Annotated in this window: 20 protein-coding genes; 13 read left to right on the forward strand and 7 right to left on the reverse strand. The window is 70.2% G+C overall.

What is annotated here, in order from left to right:
- Positions 1 to 10: 10 nt before the first annotated feature.
- The 3 genes from ACFYPC_RS06275 (at position 11) to ACFYPC_RS06285 (ending at position 5,006) form a co-directional block, all read left to right on the forward strand.
- On the forward strand, positions 11 to 1,972 hold the full coding sequence (locus ACFYPC_RS06275; RefSeq protein WP_388671565.1) for a Xaa-Pro dipeptidyl-peptidase: 1,962 nt from the start codon (positions 11 to 13) through the stop codon (positions 1,970 to 1,972).
- On the forward strand, positions 1,969 to 3,252 hold the full coding sequence (locus ACFYPC_RS06280) for a M14 family metallocarboxypeptidase (protein WP_388671568.1): 1,284 nt from the start codon (positions 1,969 to 1,971) through the stop codon (positions 3,250 to 3,252). Before ACFYPC_RS06275 ends, ACFYPC_RS06280 begins: the two co-directional genes overlap by 4 nt.
- 80 nt (positions 3,253 to 3,332) lie before the next feature.
- Entirely contained in the window at positions 3,333 to 5,006 is a 1,674-nt protein-coding gene (locus ACFYPC_RS06285) for a BCCT family transporter (protein ID WP_388671571.1), read from the forward strand.
- Positions 5,007 to 5,161: 155 nt separating this feature from the next.
- Here ACFYPC_RS06285 and ACFYPC_RS06290 read toward each other — a convergent pair whose 3' ends face one another.
- Positions 5,162 to 6,112: an FAD-dependent oxidoreductase gene (locus ACFYPC_RS06290; RefSeq protein ID WP_388671574.1), complete on the reverse strand. Its 951-nt coding sequence runs from the start codon at positions 6,110 to 6,112 to the stop codon at positions 5,162 to 5,164.
- Between the two features lie 66 nt (positions 6,113 to 6,178).
- Here ACFYPC_RS06290 and ACFYPC_RS06295 point away from each other — a divergent pair, with 66 nt between their 5' ends.
- Positions 6,179 to 7,198: an oxidoreductase gene (locus tag ACFYPC_RS06295; RefSeq protein ID WP_388671577.1), complete on the forward strand. Its 1,020-nt coding sequence runs from the start codon at positions 6,179 to 6,181 to the stop codon at positions 7,196 to 7,198.
- Positions 7,199 to 7,303: 105 nt separating this feature from the next.
- A complete protein-coding gene (locus tag ACFYPC_RS06300) occupies positions 7,304 to 8,944 on the forward strand; it encodes an ABC-F family ATP-binding cassette domain-containing protein (RefSeq protein ID WP_388671581.1) in 1,641 nt (546 codons plus the stop codon).
- 239 nt (positions 8,945 to 9,183) lie between these two features.
- Here ACFYPC_RS06300 and ACFYPC_RS06305 read toward each other — a convergent pair whose 3' ends face one another.
- From ACFYPC_RS06305 to ACFYPC_RS06315, 3 genes are all read right to left on the reverse strand, one after another.
- Complete coding sequence (locus ACFYPC_RS06305; RefSeq protein WP_388671584.1) at positions 9,184 to 11,568, reverse strand: Tex family protein; 2,385 nt, start codon at positions 11,566 to 11,568, stop codon at positions 9,184 to 9,186.
- Positions 11,569 to 11,691: 123 nt separating this feature from the next.
- Positions 11,692 to 11,823: an LPFR motif small protein gene (locus ACFYPC_RS06310; RefSeq protein ID WP_383688820.1), complete on the reverse strand. Its 132-nt coding sequence runs from the start codon at positions 11,821 to 11,823 to the stop codon at positions 11,692 to 11,694.
- 52 nt (positions 11,824 to 11,875) lie between these two features.
- Entirely contained in the window at positions 11,876 to 12,742 is an 867-nt protein-coding gene (locus ACFYPC_RS06315) for a hypothetical protein (protein WP_388671587.1), read from the reverse strand.
- A gap of 144 nt (positions 12,743 to 12,886) precedes the next feature.
- On the opposite strand from ACFYPC_RS06315, the gene ACFYPC_RS06320 reads away from it, so the two are divergent.
- Both ACFYPC_RS06320 and ACFYPC_RS06325 read left to right on the forward strand, forming a co-directional pair.
- Positions 12,887 to 13,840, forward strand: coding sequence for a GlxA family transcriptional regulator (locus tag ACFYPC_RS06320; RefSeq protein WP_388672035.1), 954 nt, complete (start codon positions 12,887 to 12,889; stop codon positions 13,838 to 13,840).
- Positions 13,841 to 13,851: 11 nt separating this feature from the next.
- Positions 13,852 to 14,487, forward strand: a complete 636-nt coding sequence (locus ACFYPC_RS06325; protein ID WP_388671590.1) for a DJ-1/PfpI family protein — start codon at positions 13,852 to 13,854, stop codon at positions 14,485 to 14,487.
- On the opposite strand, the gene ACFYPC_RS06330 is transcribed toward ACFYPC_RS06325, so the two are convergent.
- On the reverse strand, positions 14,474 to 15,229 hold the full coding sequence (locus ACFYPC_RS06330) for an enoyl-CoA hydratase/isomerase family protein (protein WP_388671598.1): 756 nt from the start codon (positions 15,227 to 15,229) through the stop codon (positions 14,474 to 14,476). The genes ACFYPC_RS06325 and ACFYPC_RS06330 overlap by 14 nt on opposite strands.
- Before the next feature lie 259 nt (positions 15,230 to 15,488).
- Between ACFYPC_RS06330 and ACFYPC_RS06335 the strand changes: the two genes are divergently transcribed.
- Positions 15,489 to 15,995, forward strand: a complete 507-nt coding sequence (locus ACFYPC_RS06335) for an ATP-binding protein (RefSeq protein ID WP_388672038.1) — start codon at positions 15,489 to 15,491, stop codon at positions 15,993 to 15,995.
- A 132-nt stretch (positions 15,996 to 16,127) separates the two neighbouring features.
- Here ACFYPC_RS06335 and idi read toward each other — a convergent pair whose 3' ends face one another.
- Together idi and ACFYPC_RS06345 are read right to left on the reverse strand one after the other, a co-directional pair.
- The gene (idi, locus tag ACFYPC_RS06340) at positions 16,128 to 16,721 is read right to left on the reverse strand and encodes an isopentenyl-diphosphate Delta-isomerase (protein WP_388671601.1); all 594 of its coding nucleotides are present in this window, start codon (positions 16,719 to 16,721) and stop codon (positions 16,128 to 16,130) included.
- A 367-nt stretch (positions 16,722 to 17,088) separates the two neighbouring features.
- Positions 17,089 to 18,027, reverse strand: coding sequence for a cation diffusion facilitator family transporter (locus ACFYPC_RS06345; protein WP_388671604.1), 939 nt, complete (start codon positions 18,025 to 18,027; stop codon positions 17,089 to 17,091).
- A 534-nt stretch (positions 18,028 to 18,561) separates the two neighbouring features.
- On the opposite strand from ACFYPC_RS06345, the gene ACFYPC_RS06350 reads away from it, so the two are divergent.
- Genes ACFYPC_RS06350 through ACFYPC_RS06370 form a run of 5 tightly spaced genes read left to right on the forward strand, consistent with a single transcriptional unit; the run spans position 18,562 to position 23,854 of the window.
- Positions 18,562 to 20,379 (forward strand): DUF5941 domain-containing protein, encoded by a 1,818-nt coding sequence (locus ACFYPC_RS06350; protein WP_388672041.1) that lies wholly within the window; start codon positions 18,562 to 18,564, stop codon positions 20,377 to 20,379.
- Positions 20,376 to 21,128 carry a sugar phosphate nucleotidyltransferase gene (locus ACFYPC_RS06355; RefSeq protein ID WP_388671607.1) on the forward strand — a complete coding sequence of 251 codons (753 nt, stop codon included), beginning with the start codon at positions 20,376 to 20,378 and terminating at the stop codon, positions 21,126 to 21,128. The genes ACFYPC_RS06350 and ACFYPC_RS06355 overlap by 4 nt, the downstream gene beginning before the upstream one ends.
- A complete protein-coding gene (locus tag ACFYPC_RS06360; RefSeq protein WP_388671610.1) occupies positions 21,116 to 22,177 on the forward strand; it encodes an iron-containing alcohol dehydrogenase family protein in 1,062 nt (353 codons plus the stop codon). The genes ACFYPC_RS06355 and ACFYPC_RS06360 overlap by 13 nt, the downstream gene beginning before the upstream one ends.
- Positions 22,155 to 22,937: a CDP-alcohol phosphatidyltransferase family protein gene (locus tag ACFYPC_RS06365; protein ID WP_388671613.1), complete on the forward strand. Its 783-nt coding sequence runs from the start codon at positions 22,155 to 22,157 to the stop codon at positions 22,935 to 22,937. Before ACFYPC_RS06360 ends, ACFYPC_RS06365 begins: the two co-directional genes overlap by 23 nt.
- A gap of 44 nt (positions 22,938 to 22,981) precedes the next feature.
- Entirely contained in the window at positions 22,982 to 23,854 is an 873-nt protein-coding gene (locus ACFYPC_RS06370; protein WP_388672044.1) for a glycosyltransferase family 2 protein, read from the forward strand.
- Positions 23,855 to 23,859: the final 5 nt, after the last annotated feature.

Here is a 23,859-nt window from a genome sequence, read left to right on the forward strand (position 1 = left end):
CCTTCCGCGCATGCCGATACGTGCGCGCCGTATGCGCCTCACAACGTGGAGATCGCTCGCGACGGCGGCCACGGCCGCCCTGATGGCGACTCTGCTCACCCCTGTCGCTGCACACAGCGCCCCACGGGAGAGCACCCCGATCTACTCGTACGACAACGCGATCCGCGAATCCGTGTGGGTGGACACCGGTCTCGACGGCGACAGCGACGGGAAGACCGACCGCGTCGCCGTCGACATCGTCCGCCCCCGCGAACTCGCCGCCTCGGGCCGCAAGATACCTGTGATCATGGACGCCAGCCCGTACTACTCCTGCTGCGGTCGCGGCAACGAGAGCCAGAAGAAGACGTACGACGCGAACGGCAACGTCGTCCAGATGCCGCTGTTCTACGACAACTACTTCGTGCCTCGCGGTTACGCCTTCGTCGGCGTCGACCTGGCCGGCACCAACCGCTCCGACGGCTGTGTGGACGTGGGAGGCCGCTCCGACATCCAGTCCGCGAAGGCGGTCGTCGACTGGCTGAACGGCCGGGCCAAGGCGTACACCACGCGCACCGGGACCGCCGCCGCCAAGGCCACCTGGACCAACGGCAAGACCGGCATGATCGGCAAGAGCTGGGACGGCACCATCGCCAACGGCGTCGCCGCCACCGGCGTCAAGGGCCTTGAGACCATCGTGCCGATCAGCGCGATCTCCTCCTGGTACGACTACTACTTCAGCGAGGGCGCCCCGCTCTACGACTCCGGCCCGGACTGGCTCTCCGACTACGTCGACAGCCCCGACGCCCGCGCCAAGTGCGCCGCGGTCCAGCAGAAGATCGTCGACGGAGCACCGCGCACCGGCGACTGGACCTCGTTCTGGACCGAGCGCGACTACGTGAAGGACGCGAGCAAGGTCAAGGCGAGCGTCTTCCTGATCCACGGCGCCCAGGACCTCAACGTCCGTACCCAGCACGTCGGCCCGTGGTGGGACGCGCTCGCCGAGAACGGCGTCGACCGCAAGATCTGGATCTCGGAGACCGGCCATGTCGACCCCTTCGACTTCCGCCGCGCCGAGTGGGTCGACACCCTGCACCGCTGGTTCGACCACGAACTCCTCGGCTACGACAACGGCATCGACGACGAGCCGATGGCCGACGTCGAGCGCCACCCCGACCAGTGGGTGACCTCCAGCGTCTGGCCGCCCCGCGCCACCGACACGACGACCCTCCGCCCGGCCACGGGCTCCGCGGCGGGCGTCGGCACCCTCGGCCTGGCCAAGGGCTCCGGCACCGAGTCCTTCACCGACAACCCGCAGCTCAGCGAGACCGACTGGGCCGCGTACATCGACCGGTCGACCCCCGAGAAGGCCGGCTTCGTCACCCAGCCGCTGACCCAGGACCTGCGGCTGTCCGGCTCGTCCAAGGTGACGGTCACCGCCACTCCGTCGACCCCAACGGCCCATCTCACGGCGGTACTTGTCGACCTCGGCCCGGACACAATCCGCGACTACGCCGCCTCGGGCGAGGGCATCAGCACGCTCACCGACCGCACCTGCTGGGGTCCGAGCACGACCGGCGACAGCTCCTGCTTCAAGGAGACGCAGTCGAAGAACGCGGACGTCGACTACACGGTCTTCAGCCGCGGCTGGGCCGACCTCGGCAACTACGCCTCGGTGGCGAAGGGCGTCCCGCTCACTCCCGGCAAGGCGTACACGATCACCCTCGATCTCGCCGCCACCGACCACGTCGTCCCCAAGGGCCACCGGCTCGCCCTCATCGTCGCGGGCACCGACAAGGACCTCATCGACCCGCCGTCCACCACCCCGACCCTGACGCTCGACCTGGCCCGCACCTCGGCCAAGGTCCCGCTGGTCGGCGGCGCCAAGGCATTCGCCAAGGCGACGACAGGATCCGCCGCGGCTCCGAGCGCCGCCGTCCTGGACGGCGTACGCGACCCGCGCCTCGCCCCCCGAGTCCCGGGAGAGAGCAGTTGACCGCCTTACCCATCCGCGCCCTGGCCGTGGCGGTCACCGCCACGGCCCTGGCCGCGCCCCTGCTGACCGCACCCGCGTATGCGGCACAAACCCCGCCGCGCACCGGCTTCGAGCAGACCAACGGCGCCCGCTGGACCAGCCAGCCCGAGGAACAGGGCTTCCTCACGGCCCTCGACAAGACGAGCGAGCGCGTCTCCGTGGCCGGGATCGGCACGACCAAGCAGGGCCGCCCGCTCCAGCTCGTCCGCGTCGGCGCACCCCGCGCCGCGACCACCGTGCTCCTCGTGTGCAGCCAGCACGGCGACGAGCCGTCCGGACGCGAGGCCTGCCTCACCACGATCCGCGACCTGGCGTACACGAAGGACCAGCGCACCCTGCGCTTCCTGAAGTCCACCACCCTGCTCGTCGTGCCCACCGCCAACCCGGACGGCCGCGCCGCCGACACCCGCGGCAACAGCGACGGCGTCGACATCAACCGCGACCACCTCGCCCTGCGGACCGCCGAGGCCCGCGCGACGGCCGCGGTCCTGCGTGACCGCAATCCCGACATCGTCTACGACCTGCACGAGTACGGCGCCACGCCCCCGTACTACGACAAGGACCTCTTCGACCTCTGGCCGCGCAACCTCAACACCGCCACCGCCGTGCACGACGAGGCGCAGACGCTGTCCCTGGACTACGTACGGCCCGCGGCCCAGGACGAGGGGTACTCGACGGGCACGTACGGCATCTGGACGGACCCCGTGACCGGCGATCCGATCCAGCAGGTGGCGGGGGACGGGCAGGAACGCATCCTGCGGAACATGTCGGGCGTCAAACACTCCGCGGGACTCCTCATCGAGAGCCGGGTCGACCCCCTCACGGACGCCGAACAGGCCGACCCGGCCCTCAACAACCGCCGCCGTGTCGACTCCCAACTCGCCGCGCTCGGGGGCTTGTTCACCTTCACCGGTGAGCGTCGCGCACAGGTCGAGGCAGCAACCTCGGCGGCCCGGCTCACGGGCTACCTGGACACCGGCCCGGTCTACCTCGGCGGCGCCGACAACGACCCGGCCGAACCGGCCGAGGTGATCCAGGACCCGCCCTGCGGCTACCGGCTCACGGCGGACCAGTACACGGACCTGGGCGACGAGCTGAGCCTGCACGGCGTCCGCGTACAACGCGAGGGCGACGGCGTACTCGTACCACTGCGTCAGTCCTTGCGCGCTCTCGTCCCGCTGCTCCTCGACGAGCGCGCGCCGTACCACCTCACGGTCGGGGAGCCCGACACCGACTGCTGAGACGCTGAGCAGGACCACACCTGTGATAGGGCGTATGGGGGCAATAACTCCTATACGCCCTATCGTGAAAGGTGCTGCCCATGACAGGGCAAAAAGAAGATACGGCTCATGGCGGGCGAACCGATCGCGTGGTGTTCGGCGTCACCGCCGTGCTCACCGTGGCCTTCGTGATCTGGGGCTCGGTCGCGACCGACTCCCTGGAGAGCGCCTCCACCACGATGCTCAACGGCCTGATCCACAACGGTGGTTGGGCCTTCATGCTGGCCGCCTCCTGCTTCGTGGTCTTCGCGCTCTGGCTGGCGATCAGCCGCTACGGCAGGATCCACCTCGGAGCCGAGGGTGAGAAGCCCGAGTTCCGCACGGTGTCCTGGGTCGCGATGATGTTCAGCGCCGGCATGGGAATCGGCCTGATGTTCTACGGCGTGAGCGAGCCGCTGGCTCACTACGTCACGCCCCCGCCGGGCACCACCCCCGCCGACTCCGGTGAACGCATGGAGACAGCGATGGCCACGACCCTCTTCCACTGGACGCTGCACCCCTGGGCGATCTACGCGGTGGTCGGCCTCGGTATCGCCTACAGCACCTTCCGCAAGCGCCGGCGCCAGACGATCAGCGCCGTCTTCACCCCGCTCATCGGCGAGCGGCACGCGAACGGCGCCTGGGGACGGGTGATCGACATCCTCGCGATCGTCGCCACCGTCTTCGGCTCCGCGGCCTCGCTGGGCCTGGGCGCGCTCCAGATCGGCTCCGGGTTCACGGAGTTGGACTGGATGGACAAGGTGAGCAACGGCCTGCTCGTCGCGATCATCGCCGTGCTGACGGTGGCGTTCGTGGCCTCGGCCGTCTCCGGCGTCGAGAAGGGCATCCAGTGGCTGTCCAACATCAACATGGTCCTTGCGCTGGTCCTCGCCGTCTTCGTGTTCATCGCGGGACCGACCATCATCGTCCTGGATCTGCTGCCCACCTCGATCTTCGCCTACCTCGGTGACCTGCCCCAGCTCGCCGGCCGCACCGAGGCCAGCGGCGGCGAGGGCGTCGCGGCCTGGCTGGGCAGCTGGACCGTCTTCTACTGGGCGTGGTGGATCTCCTGGACGCCGTTCGTCGGCATGTTCATCGCCCGCATCAGTCGCGGCCGCACCATCCGGCAGTTCGTCGGCGGCGTGATCCTCGTACCCAGCAGCGTCAGCCTGGTCTGGTTCGCGGTCTTCGGAGGCACGGCGATGAAGCTGAAGGAGACCGGGCACCTCGGGGGCGAGTCGACGCCCGAGGGTCAACTCTTCGGTGTCCTGGCCGAGTTCCCCATCGCCACCGCCACCAGCCTGCTCGTGATGATCCTGGTCGGCATCTTCTTCGTCTCGGGAGCGGACGCGGCGTCCATCGTGATGGGCACGCTCTCCCAGAAGGGCGCGCTCGAACCGGGCCGGTTCGTCGTGGTGTTCTGGGGCGTCCTGACCGGCGCGGTCGCCGCCATCATGCTGCTCGTCGGCACCGAGGGCGATGCGCTCACCGGCCTGCAGAACCTCACGATCCTCGCCGCCGCGCCCTTCGTCGTCGTGATGATCGGCATGTGTGTCGCGCTCCTGCACGACCTGCGCAAGGACCCGCTCATCGTGCGGGGGGAGATGGCCTCCGAGGCGGTCGAACTCGCCGTGATCGAGGGACACAAGCAGTACGACGGCGACTTCGAGATCACCATCGGCCCCGGGCCCGGTACGGACACGGAGGGGGACCCGCTCGGGCACGACCACGGGTGACCGTCCGGGGGTTGGCGAGCCGATCCGCTATGGGTCGGTGCGCTGGGCAGGCGAGACTGCGGATGACCGTCCGGGGGTTGGCGGGTTGGTCGGGCCCGACTGCGGTGATGGTCCGTGGGCCGGAGCGTCGATCCCGGGCCGACCACGGAGGATCGTCAGCGGGTGGCGAGCGCCGCAGCTTCCCGCGCGCACCCCCACGCCACCGTGACACCCCCACCGCCATGACCGTAGTTGTGCACCAACACCCGCCCGTCCGGGAGCGGTTCACGCTCCAGCCGGACCGTGCCACGCACCGGCCTCAGCCCCACCTGGTGGCCGAGCACCCGCGCCCCGGCGATCTCGGGACGCAGCGCCGCACACCGCCCGACGATCTCGGCGGCCGCGGCCGGTTCGGGCGTCAGCGACCAGTCGTCCTCGTCGGTCGTGCCACCCAGGACCAGCCGGTCGGGCTGCGGGAAGAGGTACGTGGTCGTCCCGGCGTCCGCGTCGCTCGACACGAGCCAGGTGGTGAGCCCAGGGTTCTCCACGATCACGAGCTGCCCGCGCACGGGGCGCACGGCCGGATCCGGTACGAGTTCGCGGGCGCCGAGCCCCGTGCAGTTGACGACGACCGGTGCCGCCGCCTCCGCGAGGTCGTTCAGGGGGCGGACCTCGAACACCCCTCCGGCCCGCAGGAAACGCTCACGCAGCCACCGCAGATGCACCGGCATGTCCAGCAGCGGCAGCCGCGCCCACAAACCCGTCCCCGCATATTCCTCGGCTGTCGCCGCACGCAGTCCCGGTATCCGGGCGGTCACCCACGAGGCCTCGTCCAGTCGGGACTCGCCCATTACGCCCTCGACCGTGCGTACGCCCGTCTCCTCGGGCCGCGCCGCCAACTCCTCGTACACGGAGAGTGATTGGAGAGCCCAGTCGCGGGCGAGCGCCTCCGGTTCGATGCGGTAAGGCCACCACAGCGCGCCCGCAACCGCCGAGGTGGTCCCCTCGGCGGGCTCCCGCGAGCACACCCGCACGCGCCTGCCGCTCTCGCCCAGAACAACGGCCGTCGTCAGCCCGATGACGCCACTGCCGACCACGATCACATCGTCGCCCCGCTCGGTCTTCACGCGGGGACGGTAGCGGAATATGTCATGCCGTGCTCAGATCACTCCCACTCTGGGGATACTCACAACATGTCTGCCGAGTACGCGACCTTCGGCCTGGCACCGGCGATGCGTGCCGGTGGAGTCCTCGCCAACGGTGACTACCAAGTGCACCGGGATTTCGTCGACTTCATCGTCGACGGCCGCCCGCTGCTTTTCCAGCTCTCCGACCTCGACGCCGTCTCCCCACTCGCCTCCGACGTACCACCCGCGATCTTCACCGCACAGGTGCGCAGCCTCCTGCTGGAGGCCGACGCTCCGCTCGTGGGCGGCCGGTACGTCATCTACGGCTGTCCCGAGTGCGAGGGCCTCGAATGCGGCGCCGTCACCGCCGTCATCGAGAGGGCCGGCGACGACTACGTGTGGCGCGACTTCGCCTGGCAGACCGACGAGCGTCCCGACCTCGAGCTCAACGGCTACCGCGGCATAGGACCGTTCCGCTTCCACGGCGCCGAGTACCGCAGCGCTCTCCACTCCCTGTTGAACGGCGACACCGGACCCCGCCGCCGGGTCCTCCTCATCGGCGCCCGCGTCGCCGTCCTCGCCAAACTCGCCGCCGCCCTGCGCACGATCGGCATCGGCGCCGACATCACCCGGGACGCCACGGACGTCCTGCCCGACGAACTCCGCAACTACGGCGCGGTGGCCTTCGGCCGGGCCGTCAGCGAGGAGGAACGTGCCGCCGTACGTCTCTCCTTCCGACGTGCGAGCGTCGAGGTGGCGTACGTCGAAGGCCTCGCCCCCATCATTCCGCTCCTCGTCGCCCAGATAGAACACGCCCTGGACCGCAGCCCGCGCGAGCTGCGCCGGCTCACGCGCCTGGTCGCCGCCGACGGCGAGGCGGGCATCGAGGTCACCTCCACCTGCCGTGTCCAACTGACTGCGTACCGCCTCGACCGCCTGTACCGCACCCACGCGCAGGAGGTCTTCGACGGGGTCCTGGAAGCGGGCCGACACCGGCTCGCGCTGGACGCCGGAGCCGTGCGGGGGGAGTCCTTCATCGTCGCGCGTACGTCGGGGAGTGTGCTGGTGGAGGCGATGGTCCACTGAGAGCGACCCCCTGATGACCGTGGCGAAACCCGACGACAGGGGAACAGGGCACGCTGAAAACCGGGGCGATGGGGCGGCGGCCGGGCCGTTAGGATCGGCCATCTGATGACTGCCACCCTCGTCGCCAAGAATCTCGCCGCCGGACACGGCGACCACTCCCTCTTCGCCGGGCTCGACCTCGTCGTCGCGCCCGGCGACGTGATCGGGCTGGTCGGTGCCAACGGCGCGGGCAAGTCCACCCTGCTCCGACTCCTCGCCGGACTCCTCGCGCCGGAACAGGGCGAGCTGCGGCTCTCCCCACCCTCGGCGACCGTCGGACATCTGCCGCAGGAACCGGAGCGCCGCGAGGGCGAGTCGGTACGGGACTTCCTCGCGCGCCGCACGGGCGTGGCCGAGGCCCAGCGCGTGATGGACGACGCCACCCAGGCGCTCGTCGACGGCGCGCCCGGCGCGGACGACGCGTACTCCACCAGCCTGGAGCGCTGGCTCGACCTCGGCGGCGCCGACCTCGACGAGCGCGCCGAGGAGGTCACCGACTCCCTCGGGCTCGGCGTCGGCCTCGACCAGCTGATGACCTCCCTGTCCGGCGGCCAGGCGGCCCGCGCCGGACTCGCCTCCCTCCTGCTGTCCCGCTACGACGTCTTCCTCCTCGACGAGCCGACGAACGACCTGGATCTGGACGGCCTGGAGAGGCTCGAGCGATTCGTGAGCGGCCTGCGCGCGGGCACGGTCGTCGTCAGCCACGACCGCGAGTTCCTGACCCGCACGGTCACCAAGGTGCTCGAACTCGACCTGGTGCAACAGCAGATCAAGCTGTACGGCGGTGGCTACGAGGCGTATCTGGAGGAGCGCGACACCGCGCGCAGGCACGCCCGCGAGAACTTCGACGAGTACGCCGACAAGCGATCGGCGCTGGAGGGGCGCGCCCAGATGCAGCGCGGCTGGATGGACAAGGGCGTGAAGAACGCCCGGCGCAAGGCGGGCAACGACAACGACAAGATCGGCCGCAAGTTCCGCAGCGAGGCCAGCGAGAAGCAGGCCTCGAAGGCCCGGCAGACCCAGCGCATGATCGAACGCCTCGACGTCGTCGACGAGCCGCGCAAGGAGTGGGAACTGCGCATGGAGATCGCGTCGGCCCCGCGGTCCGGCGCGGTCGTCGCCACGCTGCGTGACGCGTCGGTACGTCGCGGCGACTTCACCTTCGGCCCGGCGACGCTGCAGATCGACTGGGCGGACCGCGTCGCGGTCACCGGCGCGAACGGCGCGGGCAAGTCGACGCTCCTGGGTGCCCTGCTCGGCCGCGTCCCGCTGGACGCCGGCCAGGCCGCCCTCGGCCCCGGGGTCGTCGTCGGCGAGGTCGACCAGGCCCGCAAGCTCTTCCTCGGCGGCGAGTCCCTCCTCGACGCGTTCTGCGCGGCCGTACCCGACACCGAGCCCGCGGAAGTCCGCACCCTCCTCGCCAAGTTCGGCCTCAAGTCCCACCACGTGCTGCGCCCCGCGGCCACCCTGTCCCCGGGCGAACGCACCCGCTCCGCCCTGGCCCTCCTCCAGGGCCGAGGGGTCAACCTCCTCGTCCTCGACGAACCCACCAACCACCTCGACCTACTGGCGATCGAACAGTTGGAGTCGGCCCTCGACTCCTATGAAGGCACGCTGCTTCTGGTCACGCACGATCGCCGGATGCTGGACGCCGTCCATACGACGAGGCGGCTGGAGGTGGCGGGGGGCAAGGTGACGGAGCGGTAGCGGTGGGTAGGGCTGGGTTCGCCCCCTCCGCCCCTTCCCGTCCCGTTCTGGGGGCTGCCGCCCCCAGGCCCCCGCTGTCGCGCTGAACGCGCTCGTCCTCAAACGCCGGACGGGCTAAAGAAGTTCAGCCCCTCCGGCGTTTGAGGAGCGGGGTCTGGGGCGGAGCCCCAGGAACAAGGGACGGGTAGGGGCGGAGGGGGCAAAAAACGCCCTACCTCAGCCCCTGCCCCACAGAACCCTCAGCCCCGCCCCCGCTTGGGATCCGTCAACCCCGCCCGCCGCAACGCGTCCGCCATCGCACTGTTGGCAGGCGCCGCCGCCTGCCGCGATCCCGCACCCTGACCGGTGCGCCCCTGACGCGTCTGCTGCTGCCGCTGCTGAGGCGGTCGCCCGCCCCGCTGGGGCCGCCCCCCACCCTGCTGCTCCTCCGGAGACACCGCCTCGTCGTCCAACCGCAGCGTCAGAGAGATCCGCTTCCGCGGAATGTCGACCTCGAGCACCTTCACCTTGACGATGTCACCGGACTTCACCACATCCCGGGGGTCCTTGACGAAGGTCTTGGACATCGCGGACACATGCACAAGACCATCCTGGTGGACACCCACATCCACGAACGCCCCGAAGGCGGCGACATTCGTGACGACCCCTTCGAGCACCATCCCGGACACCAGGTCGGAGAGCTTCTCGACACCGTCCTTGAAGGTCGCCGTCTTGAACGCGGGCCGGGGATCGCGCCCCGGCTTCTCCAGCTCCTTCAGGATGTCGGTCACGGTCGGCAGACCGAACTTCTCGTCCACGAAGTCGACAGGCTTGAGCGATCGCAGCACACCGGTGTTGCCGATCAGTGAAGCGACTTCGTTCCCCGCCGTCTTCACCATCCGCCGCACCACGGGGTAGGCCTCGGGGTGCACGCTGGACGCGTCCAGCGGATCGTCCCCGCCCCGGATCCGCAGGAAGCCCGCGCACTGCTCGTACGCCTTCGGGCCGAGCCGGGCCACGTTCTTGAGGGTGGTACGGGACCGGAAAGGACCGTTCGCGTCGCGGTGGGACACGATGTTCTCCGCGAGCCCGGAGGTGATGCCGGAGACGCGGGAGAGCAGTGGCGCCGAGGCGGTGTTCACATCCACACCCACGCCGTTCACACAGTCCTCGACCACCGCGTCCAGCGACCGGGAGAGCTTCACCTCGGACAGGTCGTGCTGGTACTGCCCGACCCCGATGGACTTCGGGTCGATCTTCACCAGCTCGGCGAGCGGGTCCTGGAGCCGGCGCGCGATGGACACGGCGCCGCGCAGTGACACGTCCATGTCGGGCAGCTCCTGCGAGGCGAACGCGGACGCCGAGTACACCGACGCCCCGGCCTCCGAGACCATCACCTTGGTGAGGTTCAACTCCGGGTGTTTGGCGATGAGTTCGCCGGCGAGCTTGTCCGTCTCGCGGGACGCCGTGCCGTTGCCGATCGCGATCAGCTCGACCGCGTGCTCCTTGGCGAGCCGCGCGATCTTGGCGATGGCCTCGTCCCACTTGTTGGCCGGGACGTGCGGGTAGATGACATCCGTCGCCACGACCTTGCCGGTCGCGTCGACCACGGCGACCTTCACGCCGGTTCGGAACCCGGGGTCGAGACCCAGCGTCGCGCGCGTGCCCGCCGGGGCGGCGAGCAGCAGGTCCCGCAGGTTCGACGCGAACACGTTGACCGCCTCGTCCTCGGCGGCCGTCCGCAGCCGCAGCCGCAGGTCGATGCCGAGGTGCACGAGAAGGCGGGTCCGCCAGGCCCAGCGGACCGTGTCCGTGAGCCACTTGTCGGCGGGACGACCGCGGTCGGCGATCCCGAAACGGTGGGCGACGATCCCCTCGTACGAGGAAGGACCGGGCTGCTGGGACGGCTCCTCGGGCTCCAGGACGAGGTCGAGGACGTCCTCCTTCTCGCCGCGCAGCATGGCGAGGACGCGGTGTGAAGGCAGCGCCTTGAAGGGCTCGGCGAAGTCGAAGTAGTCGGCGAACTTCGCGCCGGCCTCCTCCTTGCCTTCCCGCACCTTGGCGACGAGCCGCCCGCGCACCCACATACGCTCGCGCAACTCGCCGACCAGGTCGGCGTCCTCGGAGAAACGCTCGGTGAGGATCGACCGGGCGCCGTCAAGGGCGGCCTGCGGATCGGCGACACCCTTGTCGGCGTCGACGAAGGCCGCCGCGGCGGCGAGCGGATCGACCGACGCGTCGGTGAGCAGCGCCTCGGCCAGCGGTTCCAGGCCCGCCTCGCGCGCGATCTGCGCCTTCGTGCGGCGCTTCGGCTTGAACGGCAGGTAGATGTCCTCCAGACGCGCCTTCGTCTCGGCGCCCCGGATCTGCGCCTCGATCTCCGCGGTGAGCTTGCCCTGCTCACGGACCGATTCGAGGATCGCGGTGCGCCGCTCCTCCAGCTCCCGCAGATAGCGCAGCCGCTCCTCGAGGGTGCGCAACTGCGCATCGTCGAGCATCTCGGTCGCTTCCTTGCGGTAGCGGGCGATGAAGGGCACCGTCGAACCGCCGTCGAGCAAGTCGACGGCGGCCTTGACCTGCCGCTCCCGTACGCCGAGCTCCTCGGCGATCCTGCCTTCGATGGACCCTACGAGGGGTGTCGTCACGATCCCGTACCGCCTTCTCCACTGGGTTGCGCGGCAATTGTGGCAGGTGACACCGACAACGGCGGATCAGGGCGGCACCGGAACCCGGACCGCGCCCGAAACGAACACCCGGAAAGGGATTGCTCAGGTCCTGCGGGTCCGCCCGGAGTGTGAAGCGCCCCCGAACAGCCGTGCCAGTGCACGGAACGGCAGCGTGACGACCGTGGCGATGGCCGAGCCGATCTGCCGCAGGACGTCTGCGATCGCGCGGAACATATGTCTCCCCTTTCGTCTCCGGACCCGTACGGCCGGAAGACGTACGGGTACCTCATCCCTTGCCGATCATGCCCTCCGGGAACGCACCGGCGGCGAATGCCGTCAGCAGCGGCTTCTTCGCCAACTCCGTGAGCCGTTCCACGCCCTCGGCGCCCAGATGCTCGTACGGCGCACGGTCCAGCCGGTCCGTCCGCGCCTCGATCTCCTTGCGGAAGGACTCTCCGGCCCCGGTCAACTCACCCTCGGCGTCGAGCAGCCCGCGCTCCCGCAGTCGCAGGACCGCCGCCTCCCAGTCCGAACGGGACCAGCCGCGCGTGCCGAGAGACCACTTCGGGGTCATGCCCCTGCCGGTCGCGGTGTGGCTCACCAGGGCCTCGACCGGGTCGAGTTCGGCGTCGAGCAGCGCCGCGAGGTGACCGTCGCCGCGGTGCTCACGCAGCAGTGTGGCCGCGTGGTAGAGGGCGAGGTGCGGCGCGTCGGGGACCGGCAGGTCCGCGTGGGCGGCGTACAGCGGGCGCGCGCTCCTGGTGCAGGCCTCGGCCGCCCGCAGCCCGAGCTCCGCCGCCTCGGCCATCTCCTTGGACGCGACGACCTCGTCGCCGAGCAGCCGGCGCAGCGTCGCGTCGATGGCACGCTCGCGGGCCGCGAGCACGGTCTCCGGAGAGGCCGCCTGCCACACCGCCGGCACGTGCTTCGCCACCAGCTCGTGGCTGAAGTTGTAGAACGTCGCCGTCACCGTGCCCGGGCCCACCGCGCCCATGGCCGCCGCCCGCGTCGCGAAGTACGCGCCGTCGCTGTCCTCGATCCCGACCGCGGCCAGTTCCCGGCCCAGGTCGGGCGAGAAGTACAGCGTCGCCGCGATCGAGTTGAGGACGTTGTGGCAGCGCCGCCCGGCGCGTTCCGGCAGGGGAGTCGTCATACCCGGCACATTACCGACTGGTTGGTACGGCGGGAATGGCGGTATCTCGTACGGCACGAACGTATGGCAGGAAAGGTGGGGCATTCGTCGTTGCGGACATCATCCGGCACCCGAACAATCGAGGACATGCGAACAATCGAGGACATGCGAACCGTCCTGGTCGTCCTCTTCGACGATGTGCAGAGCCTCGACGTCTCCGGCCCCGTAGAGGTCTTCGCGGGAGCCGAGACGCGCCGGGCCGGCTCGTACCGCATCCGCACCGCCTCCCTGGACGGCACCCCGGTGCGCACCTCCAGCGGCCTCACCCTTGTCCCGGACCACGCACTCGCCGACGCGCCCGCCCCACACACACTGCTCGTGCCCGGTGGCGCGGGCAGCCGACACCCCGACCCCCGTCTGACCGACTGGCTGCGCGAGCACGGCCCGCGCGCCGAGCGTCTGGTCTCCGTCTGCACCGGCGCCCTACTGCTCGCGCGAGCGGGCCTCCTGGACGGCCGCCGCGCGACGACCCACTGGGCGTACTGCGACGATCTCGCCCGTGACCATCCGGCGATCGAGGTCGACCCGGACCCCATCTACGTACGCGACGGCCATGTCTTCACCTCGGCGGGAGTCACCTCCGGTATCGATCTGGTCCTCGCGCTGGTCGAGGAGGACCTCGGGCGCGAGACCGCGCTCACCGTCGCACGCCATCTGGTCGTCTTCCTCCGGCGCCCGGGCAACCAGGCCCAGTTCAGCGCCCAGCTGGCCGCCCAGAGCGCCCAGCGCGAACCCCTGCGGGAGGTCCAGCAGTGGATCTCCGAGCATCCCGGCGCGGACCTGAGTGTCGATTCCCTCGCCGCCCGCGCCCGGCTGTCGCCCCGCCACTTCGCCCGTGCCTTCCAGAGCGAGACCGGCGTGACGCCGGGCCGGTATGTCGACCGGGTCCGCCTCGAACACGCCCGGCGGCTCCTGGAGGACACCGCCGACGGCATCGAGGAGATCTCCCGCACCTGCGGCTACGGCACCCCGGAGGCGATGCGCCGCGCCTTCGTCAGAACCCTCGGCGCGGCACCGGCCGAGTATCGCCGCCGCTTCCGCCCGGCGACCGCCCCCTGAAGGGAAACTCCATGCAGATCGCCATCGTGCTCTTCGACCGCTTCACCGCCCTCGACGCCGTCGGCCCGTACGAGATCCTCAGCCGCCTGCCCGATGCGGAGACCGTCTTCGTCGCCGAGCGGACCGGCCCCGTCCGCGCCGACACCGGAGTCCTCGCCATCACCGCGGACAGGACCCTCGCCGAAGTGCCCCGCCCCGACATCGTGGTCGTTCCCGGCGGCCCGGGCCAGCACGAGCAGATGGACAACGAGCCGCTTCTGGACTGGCTGCGCGCCGCCGACGAGACCAGCACCTGGACGACGTCCGTGTGCACCGGCTCACTGCTGCTCGCCGCCGCCGGACTGCTCAGCGGCCGCCGCGCGAGTTCGCACTGGCTGGCCCTCGACCAGCTCGCGCGCTTCGACGCCGAACCCACCGGCGAGCGCGTCGTCCTCGACGGCAAGTACGTCACCGCCGCAGGCGTCTCCGCCGGAATCGACATGGCTCTCACCCTGGTCGGCCGGATCGCGGGTGACGACCACGCCAGGGCCGTACAGCTCGCGACGGAGTACGACCCGCAGCCGCCCTTCGACGCCGGTTCCCCGCACAAGGCGCCCGCGGACCTCGTCGAGAAGCTCCGCTCCAGGAGCCGCTTCACCCTGACGTAGGCACGGTCCACGAGAAGTGCGGCGCCCGGTGATCGAGGAACGCGGCGACCCCCTCCGCGGTGTCGCCGCTGCCCCGCGCCCGCTCCGTCCAGTACGCGTCCCGGTCCAGGTGCCCGTCGGCGAACTCCTTGGCCGCCGCCTGCGTCAGCAGTGACCGCGTGGCCAGCAGGCGCGTGAACTCGCCGACGCGCTTGTCGAGTTCGCCCTCGGGCAGTACCTCGTCCACGAAACCCGTGCGCAGCGCCCGCTCCGCGTCGATCAACTCGCCCGAGAACAGCAGGTACTTGGCAGTCGCCGGACCCACCAGCGAGACCAACCGCCGGGTGGAGGACGACGGATAGACGATCCCGAGCTTCGCCGGAGTCACCCCGAACCGTGACCCTTCCGCCGCGAACCGCAGATCGCAGGCCGCCGCGAGCTGGGAGCCGCCGCCCACGCAGTAGCCGCGGACCGCCGCGAGCGTCGGCTTCGGGAAGGCCGCGAGCGCTTCCTCGGCGAGCACCGCCAGGCCCTGTGCCTCGTCCGGCGAGCTCCGCAGCGCAGAGATGTCGGCCCCTGCACAGAACGTGTCGCCCGCACCCGTGAGCACCAGCGCGTGAACATCGGCGTCATCGGTCAACTCGTCGAGCAAGGACGGCAATGCCCGCCACATGCCGGCCGTCATGGCATTGCGTTTGGCCGGGTGGTGGATGACGACGGTGGCGACCCCGTCGGTGACGCTGTGCTGCAGCTGCGGCTCCATGAACCGGATGCTATCCACAGCGGGTCACCCCATCGTCCGGAACGAATCGGACGAGCCCGGCGCCAAACCCGTACAACCCGAACAGACCCCGAAGTTGGCACAACAGGGACAGGAACAGTCCCTCAACTGACCGTGTCATACGCCGACGATCAGAAGCCGTCGATAATCGCTGACTTCTGTTCAGTTATGCGGTGCGGACCTGCCCTCTATCAACACTCATTGCGTGGTGACAATCGAGCGCAAGGGTGGCGACCGGACGATGGACGACCTCGGGCGGGGGGCCGACCCGAGCTCTGGGGGCGGCGCAGAGATGCCTCCCGACGGGAGACCTCCCGGCCCGCTTCCGTACGAGGGAGTGTGGCGATTCACCGCCCCGGCTGTCGATGCCTCGGTTCCGCAGGCACGGCATGCCGTGCGGGATCTGCTGGTCCGCCAAGGCGTGCCCGTGTCGGACGATCTCGCCCACGGGCTCCTGCTGATCGTTTCCGAACTGGTCACCAACGCGGTCCGGCACGCGGCGCTCCTCTCGCCGGTGCTGGCGGTGGAGGTCGCCGTCGGCGCCGAGTGGGTGCGGGTGTCGGTGGAGGACAACCACCCCTACCGCCCGACCGCCCTGGAGGCCGACCACGGGCAGACCGGCGGCCGGGGCCTGCTGCTCGTACGGGAGATCACCCGGGAGTCGGGCGGGGTGTGCGACGTCGAACACACGTCGAGCGGCGGCAAGGTGATCTGGGCCGCCCTGCCGCTCATCCCGAGCGTGATCTAGGGCCTGTCTGACAATTCCCGTCGTCGCCCGGAGGGCGGCCTGGCGTCGGCAGGCAGACGGGAATTGTCAGACAGGCCCTAACGCCGCGGCAGGCAATGTCTCGCCTGTCGCGGCACCGTCCCGTCGCTCCGCTCACCAGTCGGCGGACGGTCCTGTCAGCTCCCTGACCGCCGGACGCGCCGCGTCCAGGACCGTCATGAACCACGAGGAGAAGGTCTCCTTGGCGTGGCGCTCCGCCAGCTCGGCGGCGCTCACGAATGCTGTCGCCTCGACCTCTCCCGGGTCGGGTCGCAGCGGCGACTGCACCATCCCGACGAAGAGGTGGTTGTACTCCTGCTCCACCAGGCCGGAGGCCGGGTCCGGGTGGTTGTACCGGACCGTGCCGGCCTCGGCGAGCAGCGACGGGGAGACGCCCAGCTCCTCGTACGTACGCCGGGCAGCCGCCGCGAAGGGCGCCTCTCCGGGGTAAGGGTGGCCGCAGCAGGTGTTGGACCAGACACCGGGGGAGTGGTACTTGCCGAGGGCGCGCTGCTGTAGCAGCATCCGCCCGCGCTCGTCGAAGAGGAACACCGAGAAGGCCCGGTGCAGCTGCCCCGGCGCCTGGTGGGCGGCGAGCTTCTCCGCCGTACCGATCGTGTTGCCGTCCTCGTCGACCAGTTCCAGCAAGATCGCTTCAACGGTGCCGTTCGACGAACTGTGCGTCGCGGTGGCAGGTGTGATCGGCATACCCATCCTTCGCATCGGTCTTCAAACCTCAAGTCTGCCGTACGGAACCGGCAGTCCCGGCACTTCGCGGCTCCCCGCATGTCCCCATCCGGGAGCCTGGAAGGGAACGCGCGGGCCGACGTACGTCACGCACCGAAAGCGCCGGACACCAGATCGTGCCCAGTCTCACGGACCAGGAACCGTCAGGACAGGGACCGTCAGATGTTCGGGCGGCAGGGCGAATCCGGGCCGGATGCGTTACGCCGAAACGGGCGGACTGCGTACCCGGTGCACCCCCCGGACGGCGGTCGGTCCCTCTCGCCACGGTCGTACGCCGAGGGGTCGCCGACGTCGCAGGGCGAGGGTGGCGACATCGCACGGCGACGGCTCAGTGACACAGCTTCGCCTCGTGCTCCGCGTGTCCGCTCGGCTCCAGCTGGAAGGTGCAGTGCTCCACGTCGAAGTGGTCGCCGAGGCAGACCTGGAGTTCGTGGAGCATCTTCTCGTGGCCGATGGCGTTCAGGGCGTCGGAGCTGACGACCACGTGGACGGAGAGCACCGGCATGCCCGATGTGATGGTCCAGGCGTGCAGGTCGTGGATGTCCTCCACGCCCGGGAGCGCCAGGAGGTGCGCGCGCACCTCCGCCATGTCGACGTCCTTGGGAGCCGCCTCCAGGAGCACGTTGAGCGTCTCCTGGAGCAGCTTCCAGGTGCGTGGGACGATCATGAGACTGATGGCGATCGAAGCGATCGGGTCGGCGGCCTGCCAGCCCGAGGTCATGATGACGACGGCGGAGATCAACACCGCCACCGAACCCAGCGCGTCCGCCGCGACCTCCAGGAACGCGCCCCGCACGTTCAGGCTGTCCTTCTGCCCGCGCATCAGCAGCGTGAGCGAGATCATGTTCGCGACCAGACCGATCAGACCGAACACGACGGTCAGCCCGCCCGAGGTGTCGGCGGGTGTCATGAACCGCTGGATCGCCTCGTACAGGACATAGCCGCCGACGCCGAGCAGCAGCAGGCAGTTCGCGAGGGCGGCGAGGATCTCGGCCCGTGCGTACCCGAAGGTGCGGTTCCCGGTGGGCGGGAGATTGGCGAAGTGGATGGCGAGCAGGGCCATACCGAGGCCCAGTGCGTCCGTCGCCATATGGGCCGAGTCCGCGATGAGAGCGAGCGAATCGGCGAGCAGACCGCCCACGATCTCGACGACCATGACGGTGAGCGTGATCGACAGCGCGATGCGCAGCCTCCCGCGGTACGCCGCTGCCGCCGTACCCGTGCTGGGAACAGCGTGCGCGTGCCCGTGATCGTGCCCAGCCCCCATGAAAGCCGCCTCCCTGTCCGATGCCCCGGATCACAGTGAACTACGGGCAGGGGGTATCCGGCAACGCGGCACTGAACACCGTTGTCATATGCTCTGACCTGCGGAAACGATGCGCAGGTCAGAGCCTCGGCAAGATCAGGGGGCCGGCGAGCCGGAAGCGCTGCGCCCCCCCCACCTCTGCCACGCCGACACCGCCCGCCATCTCGCGCCCCCCTTCGCCGCGCCGTCCAGGCCGGCTCACGTGCGGCCAGGGGCGGCCGAGGCGACCGTCGCGGGCCGCGAAGGTCCGTACCTGGACGTCCTTAATCGGATGATTTGGCGGCACGGTTTGTGACCCGGACCCCCGATCCCCGATGATGATCGCGGCGGAGGCGACAAGGCAGATCTGGTTGATCGGACCTGAACGATCGATGAACAGCCACTTCCATCCATCCGATAGCCTCTGCCGACACGCCGCCCGGACGAGCCCCTGGGCGCGCACATCACGTACACGCCCGGCGCCAGGCCGCGCCGGCCACCCAGGGAGTGAGTTCGCTGTCGACCGCCATCCTCACCGGTCAGCCGGTCCCCGGATCGTCGCTCGAGGGCGATCTGCGGTCGCTCGGGTTCGACGTGCGGCTCGCCCACGATGCCGGTGACGCCGCGACGATCGTGGCCACCATGCCGGCCGACCAACGGGTCGCCGTCGTCGACGCCCGCTTCGTGGGACACGTGCACGCACTGCGCCTCGGCCTCACGGACCCCCGCTTCCCCGTCGCCGCACTGCCCGGCGCCGTCTCCGTACAGCCCGCCGCGCGCCGGACGCTGACCGGTGCGATCGCCCGCGAGAGCGCCACCTCCGGAAGCGTCACGCCGGCCACGGAGAACCTCGCCGACCGCATCACCACGGCTCTCGACGCAGACGGCGTGGACGTGCACCGCCCCGAACTCGGCACGCTCGTCGCCGCCGTCCCGACCGACCCGCAGGAACGCAACGAGGCCCGGCAGGCCGTCTCCGCCGTCGACGACGAGGCCGTACGGCTGCGCAGCGCCGTGAAGGCCCGTGACGGCTTCTTCACGACCTACTGCATCAGCCCTTACTCGCGCTACATAGCCCGCTGGTGCGCCCGCCGTGGCCTCACCCCCAACCAGGTGACGACCGCCTCACTGCTCACCGCCCTGATCGCCGCCGGCTGCGCAGCCACCGGCACCCGCGCCGGCTTCGTCGTGGCCGGCCTGCTGCTCCTCTTCTCCTTCGTCCTGGACTGCACGGACGGACAGCTCGCCCGCTACTCCCTTCAGTACTCCACCCTCGGAGCCTGGCTCGACGCGACCTTCGACCGCGCCAAGGAGTACGCCTACTACGCGGGCCTGGCCCTCGGAGCGGCCCGCGGCGGCGGCAGTGACGACGTGTGGGCGCTCGCCCTCGGCGCGATGGTTCTGCAGACCTGTCGGCACGTCGTCGACTTCTCCTTCAACGAGGCGAATCACGACGCCACCGCGCTCGGTACATTGTCGCTGGCCAGCCCCACCGCGGCCCTTTCCGACAGGCTCGACAGCGTCGGCTGGACGGTCTGGCTGCGCCGCATGATCGTCCTGCCCATCGGCGAGCGCTGGGCGATGATCGCCGTCCTCACCGCGCTGACGACACCGCGCATCACCTTCTACGCCCTGCTCATCGGCTGCGCCTTCGCGGCGACGTACACCACGGCGGGCCGGGTCCTGCGCTCCCTCACACGCAAGGCCCAGCGCACGGACCGTGCGGCCAAGGCGCTCGCGGACCTCACCGACTCGGGGCCGCTCGCGGAGCTCGTGACCCGCTTCACTCGCGGCGCCCTGCGCCGTGGTCCGGCGTACGTCGCGCTCGGCGCCGGAGCTCTCGTCGTGCTCGGCGCCGCGCTCGCCCCGTACGGCAGCTGGTGGCCGGTCCTGGGCGCCGTGATCTACGTACTTCTGTCGCCCGTGGCCCTTGCCAGGCCGCTCAAGGGTGCCCTCGACTGGCTGGTCCCGCCGATCTACCGGGCGGCCGAGTACGGCACCGTTCTGGCGCTCGCAGTTAAAGCGGAGGTGAACGGAGCACTTCCCGCAGCTTTCGGCCTGGTGGCTGCTGTCGCCTACCATCACTACGACACGGTGTACCGCATCCGCGGCAACGCCGGCGCGCCGCCCCAGTGGCTGGTGCGGGCGATCGGCGGGCACGAAGGCAGGACGCTGCTGGTCGTCGTTCTCGCCGCGCTGCTCACCGCTGAGCAGTTCACGGTCGCGCTCACGGCTCTCGCCGTGGCCGTGGCCCTGCTGGTGCTCGCTGAAAGCATCCGCTTCTGGGTGTCTTCAGGGGCACCCGCCGTCCACGATGAAGGAGAACCCGCATGATCGGCCTCGTGCTGGCGGCCGGCGCCGGCCGCCGCCTGCGCCCCTACACCGACAGCCTGCCCAAGGCTCTCGTGCCGGTGGGCCCCGCGGGTGTGGAGGACAGCATCACGGTTCTGGACCTGACCCTCGGCAACTTCGCGGAGATCGGTCTGACCGAGGTCGGCATCATCGTCGGCTACCGCAAGGAAGCCGTGTACGAGCGCCAGGCCGCCCTTGAGGAGAAGTACGGCCTCAAGCTCACCCTCATCGACAACGACAAGGCCGAGGAGTGGAACAACGCCTACTCCTTGTGGTGCGGCCGCGACGCCCTCAAGGGCGGTGTGATCCTCGCCAACGGCGACACCGTGCATCCGGTCTCCGTCGAGAAGACCCTGCTCGCAGCCCGAGGCGGCGGCAAGAAGATCATCCTCGCCCTCGACACGGTGAAGAAGCTCGCGGACGAGGAGATGAAGGTCGTCGTGGACCCCGACCGGGGTGTCAGGAAGATCACCAAACTCATGGAGCCCGCCGAGGCCACCGGCGAGTACATCGGCGTCACCCTGATCGAGGGCGCGGCCGCCGACGAGCTGGCCGACGCCCTGAAGACGGTGTGGGAGACCGACCCGCAGCAGTTCTACGAGCACGGCTACCAGGAGCTCGTCAACCGCGGCTTCCAGATCGACGTCGCGCCGATCGGGGACGTCCCGTGGGTCGAGATCGACAACCACGACGACCTCGCCAAGGGACGGGAGATCGCGTGCCAGTACTGACGAGGCTCATCCCCTCGCCGGTCGTCGTCGACATCCGTTCCGGTGCCCTGGACGACCTGGCGGGCGTACTGTCCGACGAGCGGATCTCGCACTCGGGGAAGCTTGCCGTCGCGGTGAGCGGCGGCTCAGGGGCCAAGCTGCGCGAACGGATCGCCCCGGATCTGCCCGGCGCCACCTGGTACGAGGTCGGCGGCGGCACCCTCGACGACGCGATCGAGCTGGCCGGCGCCATGAAGGCCGGGCACTACGACGCGGTCGTGGGCCTGGGCGGCGGCAAGATCATCGACTGCGCGAAGTTCGCCGCCGCACGCGTCGGCCTCCCCCTGGTCGCGGTGCCCACGAACCTGGCGCACGACGGCCTGTGCTCGCCCGTCGCGACGCTCGACAACGACGCCGGGCGCGGCTCGTACGGTGTGCCGAACCCCATCGCGGTCGTCATCGACCTCGATGTGATCCGGGAGGCACCTGCCCGCTTCGTGCGCTCCGGTATCGGCGACGCCGTCTCCAACATCTCCGCGATCGCGGACTGGGAACTGGCGAATCGTGTCAACGGCGAGAGGATCGACGGCCTCGCCGCAGCGATGGCACGCCAGGCCGGTGAGGCCGTGCTGCGCCACCCCGGGGGCATCGGCGACAACAGCTTCCTCCAGGTGCTCGCCGAGGCCCTGGTCCTCAGCGGTGTCGCCATGTCGGTGTCGGGCGACTCACGCCCCTCCTCCGGCGCCTGTCACGAGATCAACCACGCCTTCGACCTCCTCTTCCCCAAGCGGGCGGCGAGCCACGGCGAGCAGTGCGGCCTCGGCGCGGCCTTCGCGATGTATCTGCGCGGGGCGCACGAGGAGTCGGCGTACATGGGCGAGGTGCTCCACCGGCACGGGCTGCCGGTGACACCGGAGGAGATCGGCTTCACCGTCGACGAGTTCTGCCAGGTCGTGGAGTTCGCTCCGCAGACCAGGCCCGGCCGCTACACGATCCTCGAACACCTAGACCTGAAAACCCACCAGATCAAGGACATCTACGCCGACTATGCCAAGGCCATCAGTAGCTGAACTCCGCCCCGTCGTTCACCCCGAAGGGGTGAAGGACCGGCGCAGCGGTGAGCACTGGGCGGGACGCCTGTACATGCGAGAGATCTCGCTGCGGGTGGACCCGTTCCTGGTCAACTCCAGGATCACGCCCAACCAGCTCACCCATCTGATGGTCGTCGCCGGTGTCCTCGCCGGTGCCGCGCTGCTCGTGCCGGGCCTGACCGGGGCCCTGCTCGGCGCGATCCTGATCCAGCTCTACCTGCTGCTCGACTGCGTCGACGGCGAGATAGCCCGCTGGCGCAGGCAGACCTCGATCACCGGCGTCTACCTGGACCGCATCGGCCACTACCTGTCGGAGGCGGCCCTCCTCGTGGGCTTCGGCCTGCGCGGCGCGGACCTGTGGGACGGCTCCGAGAGCCCCGAGTGGCTGTGGGCCTTCGTGGGCACTTTGGCCGCGCTCGGCGCGATCCTGATCAAGGCCGAGACCGACCTGGTCGACGTGGCGCGGGCCCGCAGCGGCCTGCCGTCGGTCAAGGACGAGGCGTCCACGCCGCGCTCCCCGGGACTCGCCCTGGCCCGCCGGGCGGCCGCGGCCCTGAAGTTCCACCGGCTGGTCGGCGGAGTCGAGGCCAGCCTCTTCATCCTCTTCGTCGCGGTCCTCGACCTGGTGGGCGGCGACCTCTTCTGGACCCGCCTCGGCATCGCACTGCTGGCCGGCATCGCGATCCTGCAGACCCTGCTGCACCTCGTGTCCGTCCTCGCCTCCAGCAGGCTGAAGTGAGCGCGGCGATGGAGGAGGGCGAGGTGACGCAGGCACGCGCGGCGATGAGTGTCGGCGCGGTCGTCATCACCATGGGCAACCGTCCCGAGGAACTCCGGGCCCTGCTCGACTCGGTCGCCAAGCAGGACGGCGACGAGGTCCAGGTGGTCGTGGTCGGCAACGGCTCGCCCCTGCCCGTCGTCCCCGAAGGCATACGTACGGTCGAACTGCCCGAGAACCTCGGCATACCCGGCGGCCGAAACGTCGGCATAGAGGCGTTCGGCCCCGGCGGCAGCGACGTCGACATACTCCTCTTCCTGGACGACGACGGCCTCCTCGCCCGCCACGACACCGCCGAAATGTGCCGCCAGGCCTTCACGGCCGACCCGCGGCTCGGCATCATCAGCTTCCGCATCGCCGACCCGAAGACGGGCGTGACCCAGCGCCGCCACGTCCCGCGGCTGCGGGCCTCCGACCCGATGCGCAACTCCCGGGTCACCACTTTCCTCGGCGGCGCCAACGCCATCCGTACGAAGGTCTTCGCCGAAGTCGGCGAACTCCCGGACGAGTTCTTCTACGCACATGAGGAGACCGACCTGGCATGGCGGGCTCTCGACGCGGGCTGGATGATCGACTACCGGTCCGACATGGTGCTGAGCCACCCCACGACCGAGCCCTCGCGGCACGCGGTCTACCACCGCATGGTGGCCCGCAACCGCGTCTGGCTCGCGCGCCGCAACCTCCCCGCCCCCCTCGTCCCGGTCTACCTGGGCGTGTGGATGCTCCTGACCCTGGCCCGCCGCCCGTCGAGGCCCGCCCTGCGGGCCTGGTTCGGCGGGTTCCGCGAAGGCTGGACAAGCCCGTGCGGTCCCAGGCGTCCCATGAAGTGGCGTACGGTGTGGCGGCTGACCCGACTGGGCCGACCTCCTGTCATCTGACAAGC

Source organism: Streptomyces sp. NPDC005808 (genome assembly GCF_042871385.1).
Lineage (GTDB): Bacteria > Actinomycetota > Actinomycetes > Streptomycetales > Streptomycetaceae > Streptomyces.

Coding starts and splice junctions, on each gene's coding strand:
- ACFYPC_RS06345 (WP_388671604.1), bottom strand. CDS start 18,027: ATGGGGGCTGGGCACGATCACGGGCACGCGCACGCTGTTCCCAGCACG.
- ACFYPC_RS06315 (WP_388671587.1), bottom strand. CDS start 12,742: ATGACGACTCCCCTGCCGGAACGCGCCGGGCGGCGCTGCCACAACGTC.
- ACFYPC_RS06330 (WP_388671598.1), bottom strand. CDS start 15,229: ATGGAGCCGCAGCTGCAGCACAGCGTCACCGACGGGGTCGCCACCGTC.
- ACFYPC_RS06355 (WP_388671607.1), top strand. CDS start 20,376: ATGATCGGCCTCGTGCTGGCGGCCGGCGCCGGCCGCCGCCTGCGCCCC.
- idi (WP_388671601.1), bottom strand. CDS start 16,721: ATGCCGATCACACCTGCCACCGCGACGCACAGTTCGTCGAACGGCACC.
- ACFYPC_RS06325 (WP_388671590.1), top strand. CDS start 13,852: ATGCAGATCGCCATCGTGCTCTTCGACCGCTTCACCGCCCTCGACGCC.
- ACFYPC_RS06285 (WP_388671571.1), top strand. CDS start 3,333: ATGACAGGGCAAAAAGAAGATACGGCTCATGGCGGGCGAACCGATCGC.
- ACFYPC_RS06275 (WP_388671565.1), top strand. CDS start 11: ATGCCGATACGTGCGCGCCGTATGCGCCTCACAACGTGGAGATCGCTC.
- ACFYPC_RS06310 (WP_383688820.1), bottom strand. CDS start 11,823: ATGTTCCGCGCGATCGCAGACGTCCTGCGGCAGATCGGCTCGGCCATC.
- ACFYPC_RS06370 (WP_388672044.1), top strand. CDS start 22,982: ATGAGTGTCGGCGCGGTCGTCATCACCATGGGCAACCGTCCCGAGGAA.
- ACFYPC_RS06320 (WP_388672035.1), top strand. CDS start 12,887: ATGCGAACCGTCCTGGTCGTCCTCTTCGACGATGTGCAGAGCCTCGAC.
- ACFYPC_RS06335 (WP_388672038.1), top strand. CDS start 15,489: ATGGACGACCTCGGGCGGGGGGCCGACCCGAGCTCTGGGGGCGGCGCA.
- ACFYPC_RS06300 (WP_388671581.1), top strand. CDS start 7,304: ATGACTGCCACCCTCGTCGCCAAGAATCTCGCCGCCGGACACGGCGAC.
- ACFYPC_RS06295 (WP_388671577.1), top strand. CDS start 6,179: ATGTCTGCCGAGTACGCGACCTTCGGCCTGGCACCGGCGATGCGTGCC.
- ACFYPC_RS06365 (WP_388671613.1), top strand. CDS start 22,155: ATGCCAAGGCCATCAGTAGCTGAACTCCGCCCCGTCGTTCACCCCGAA.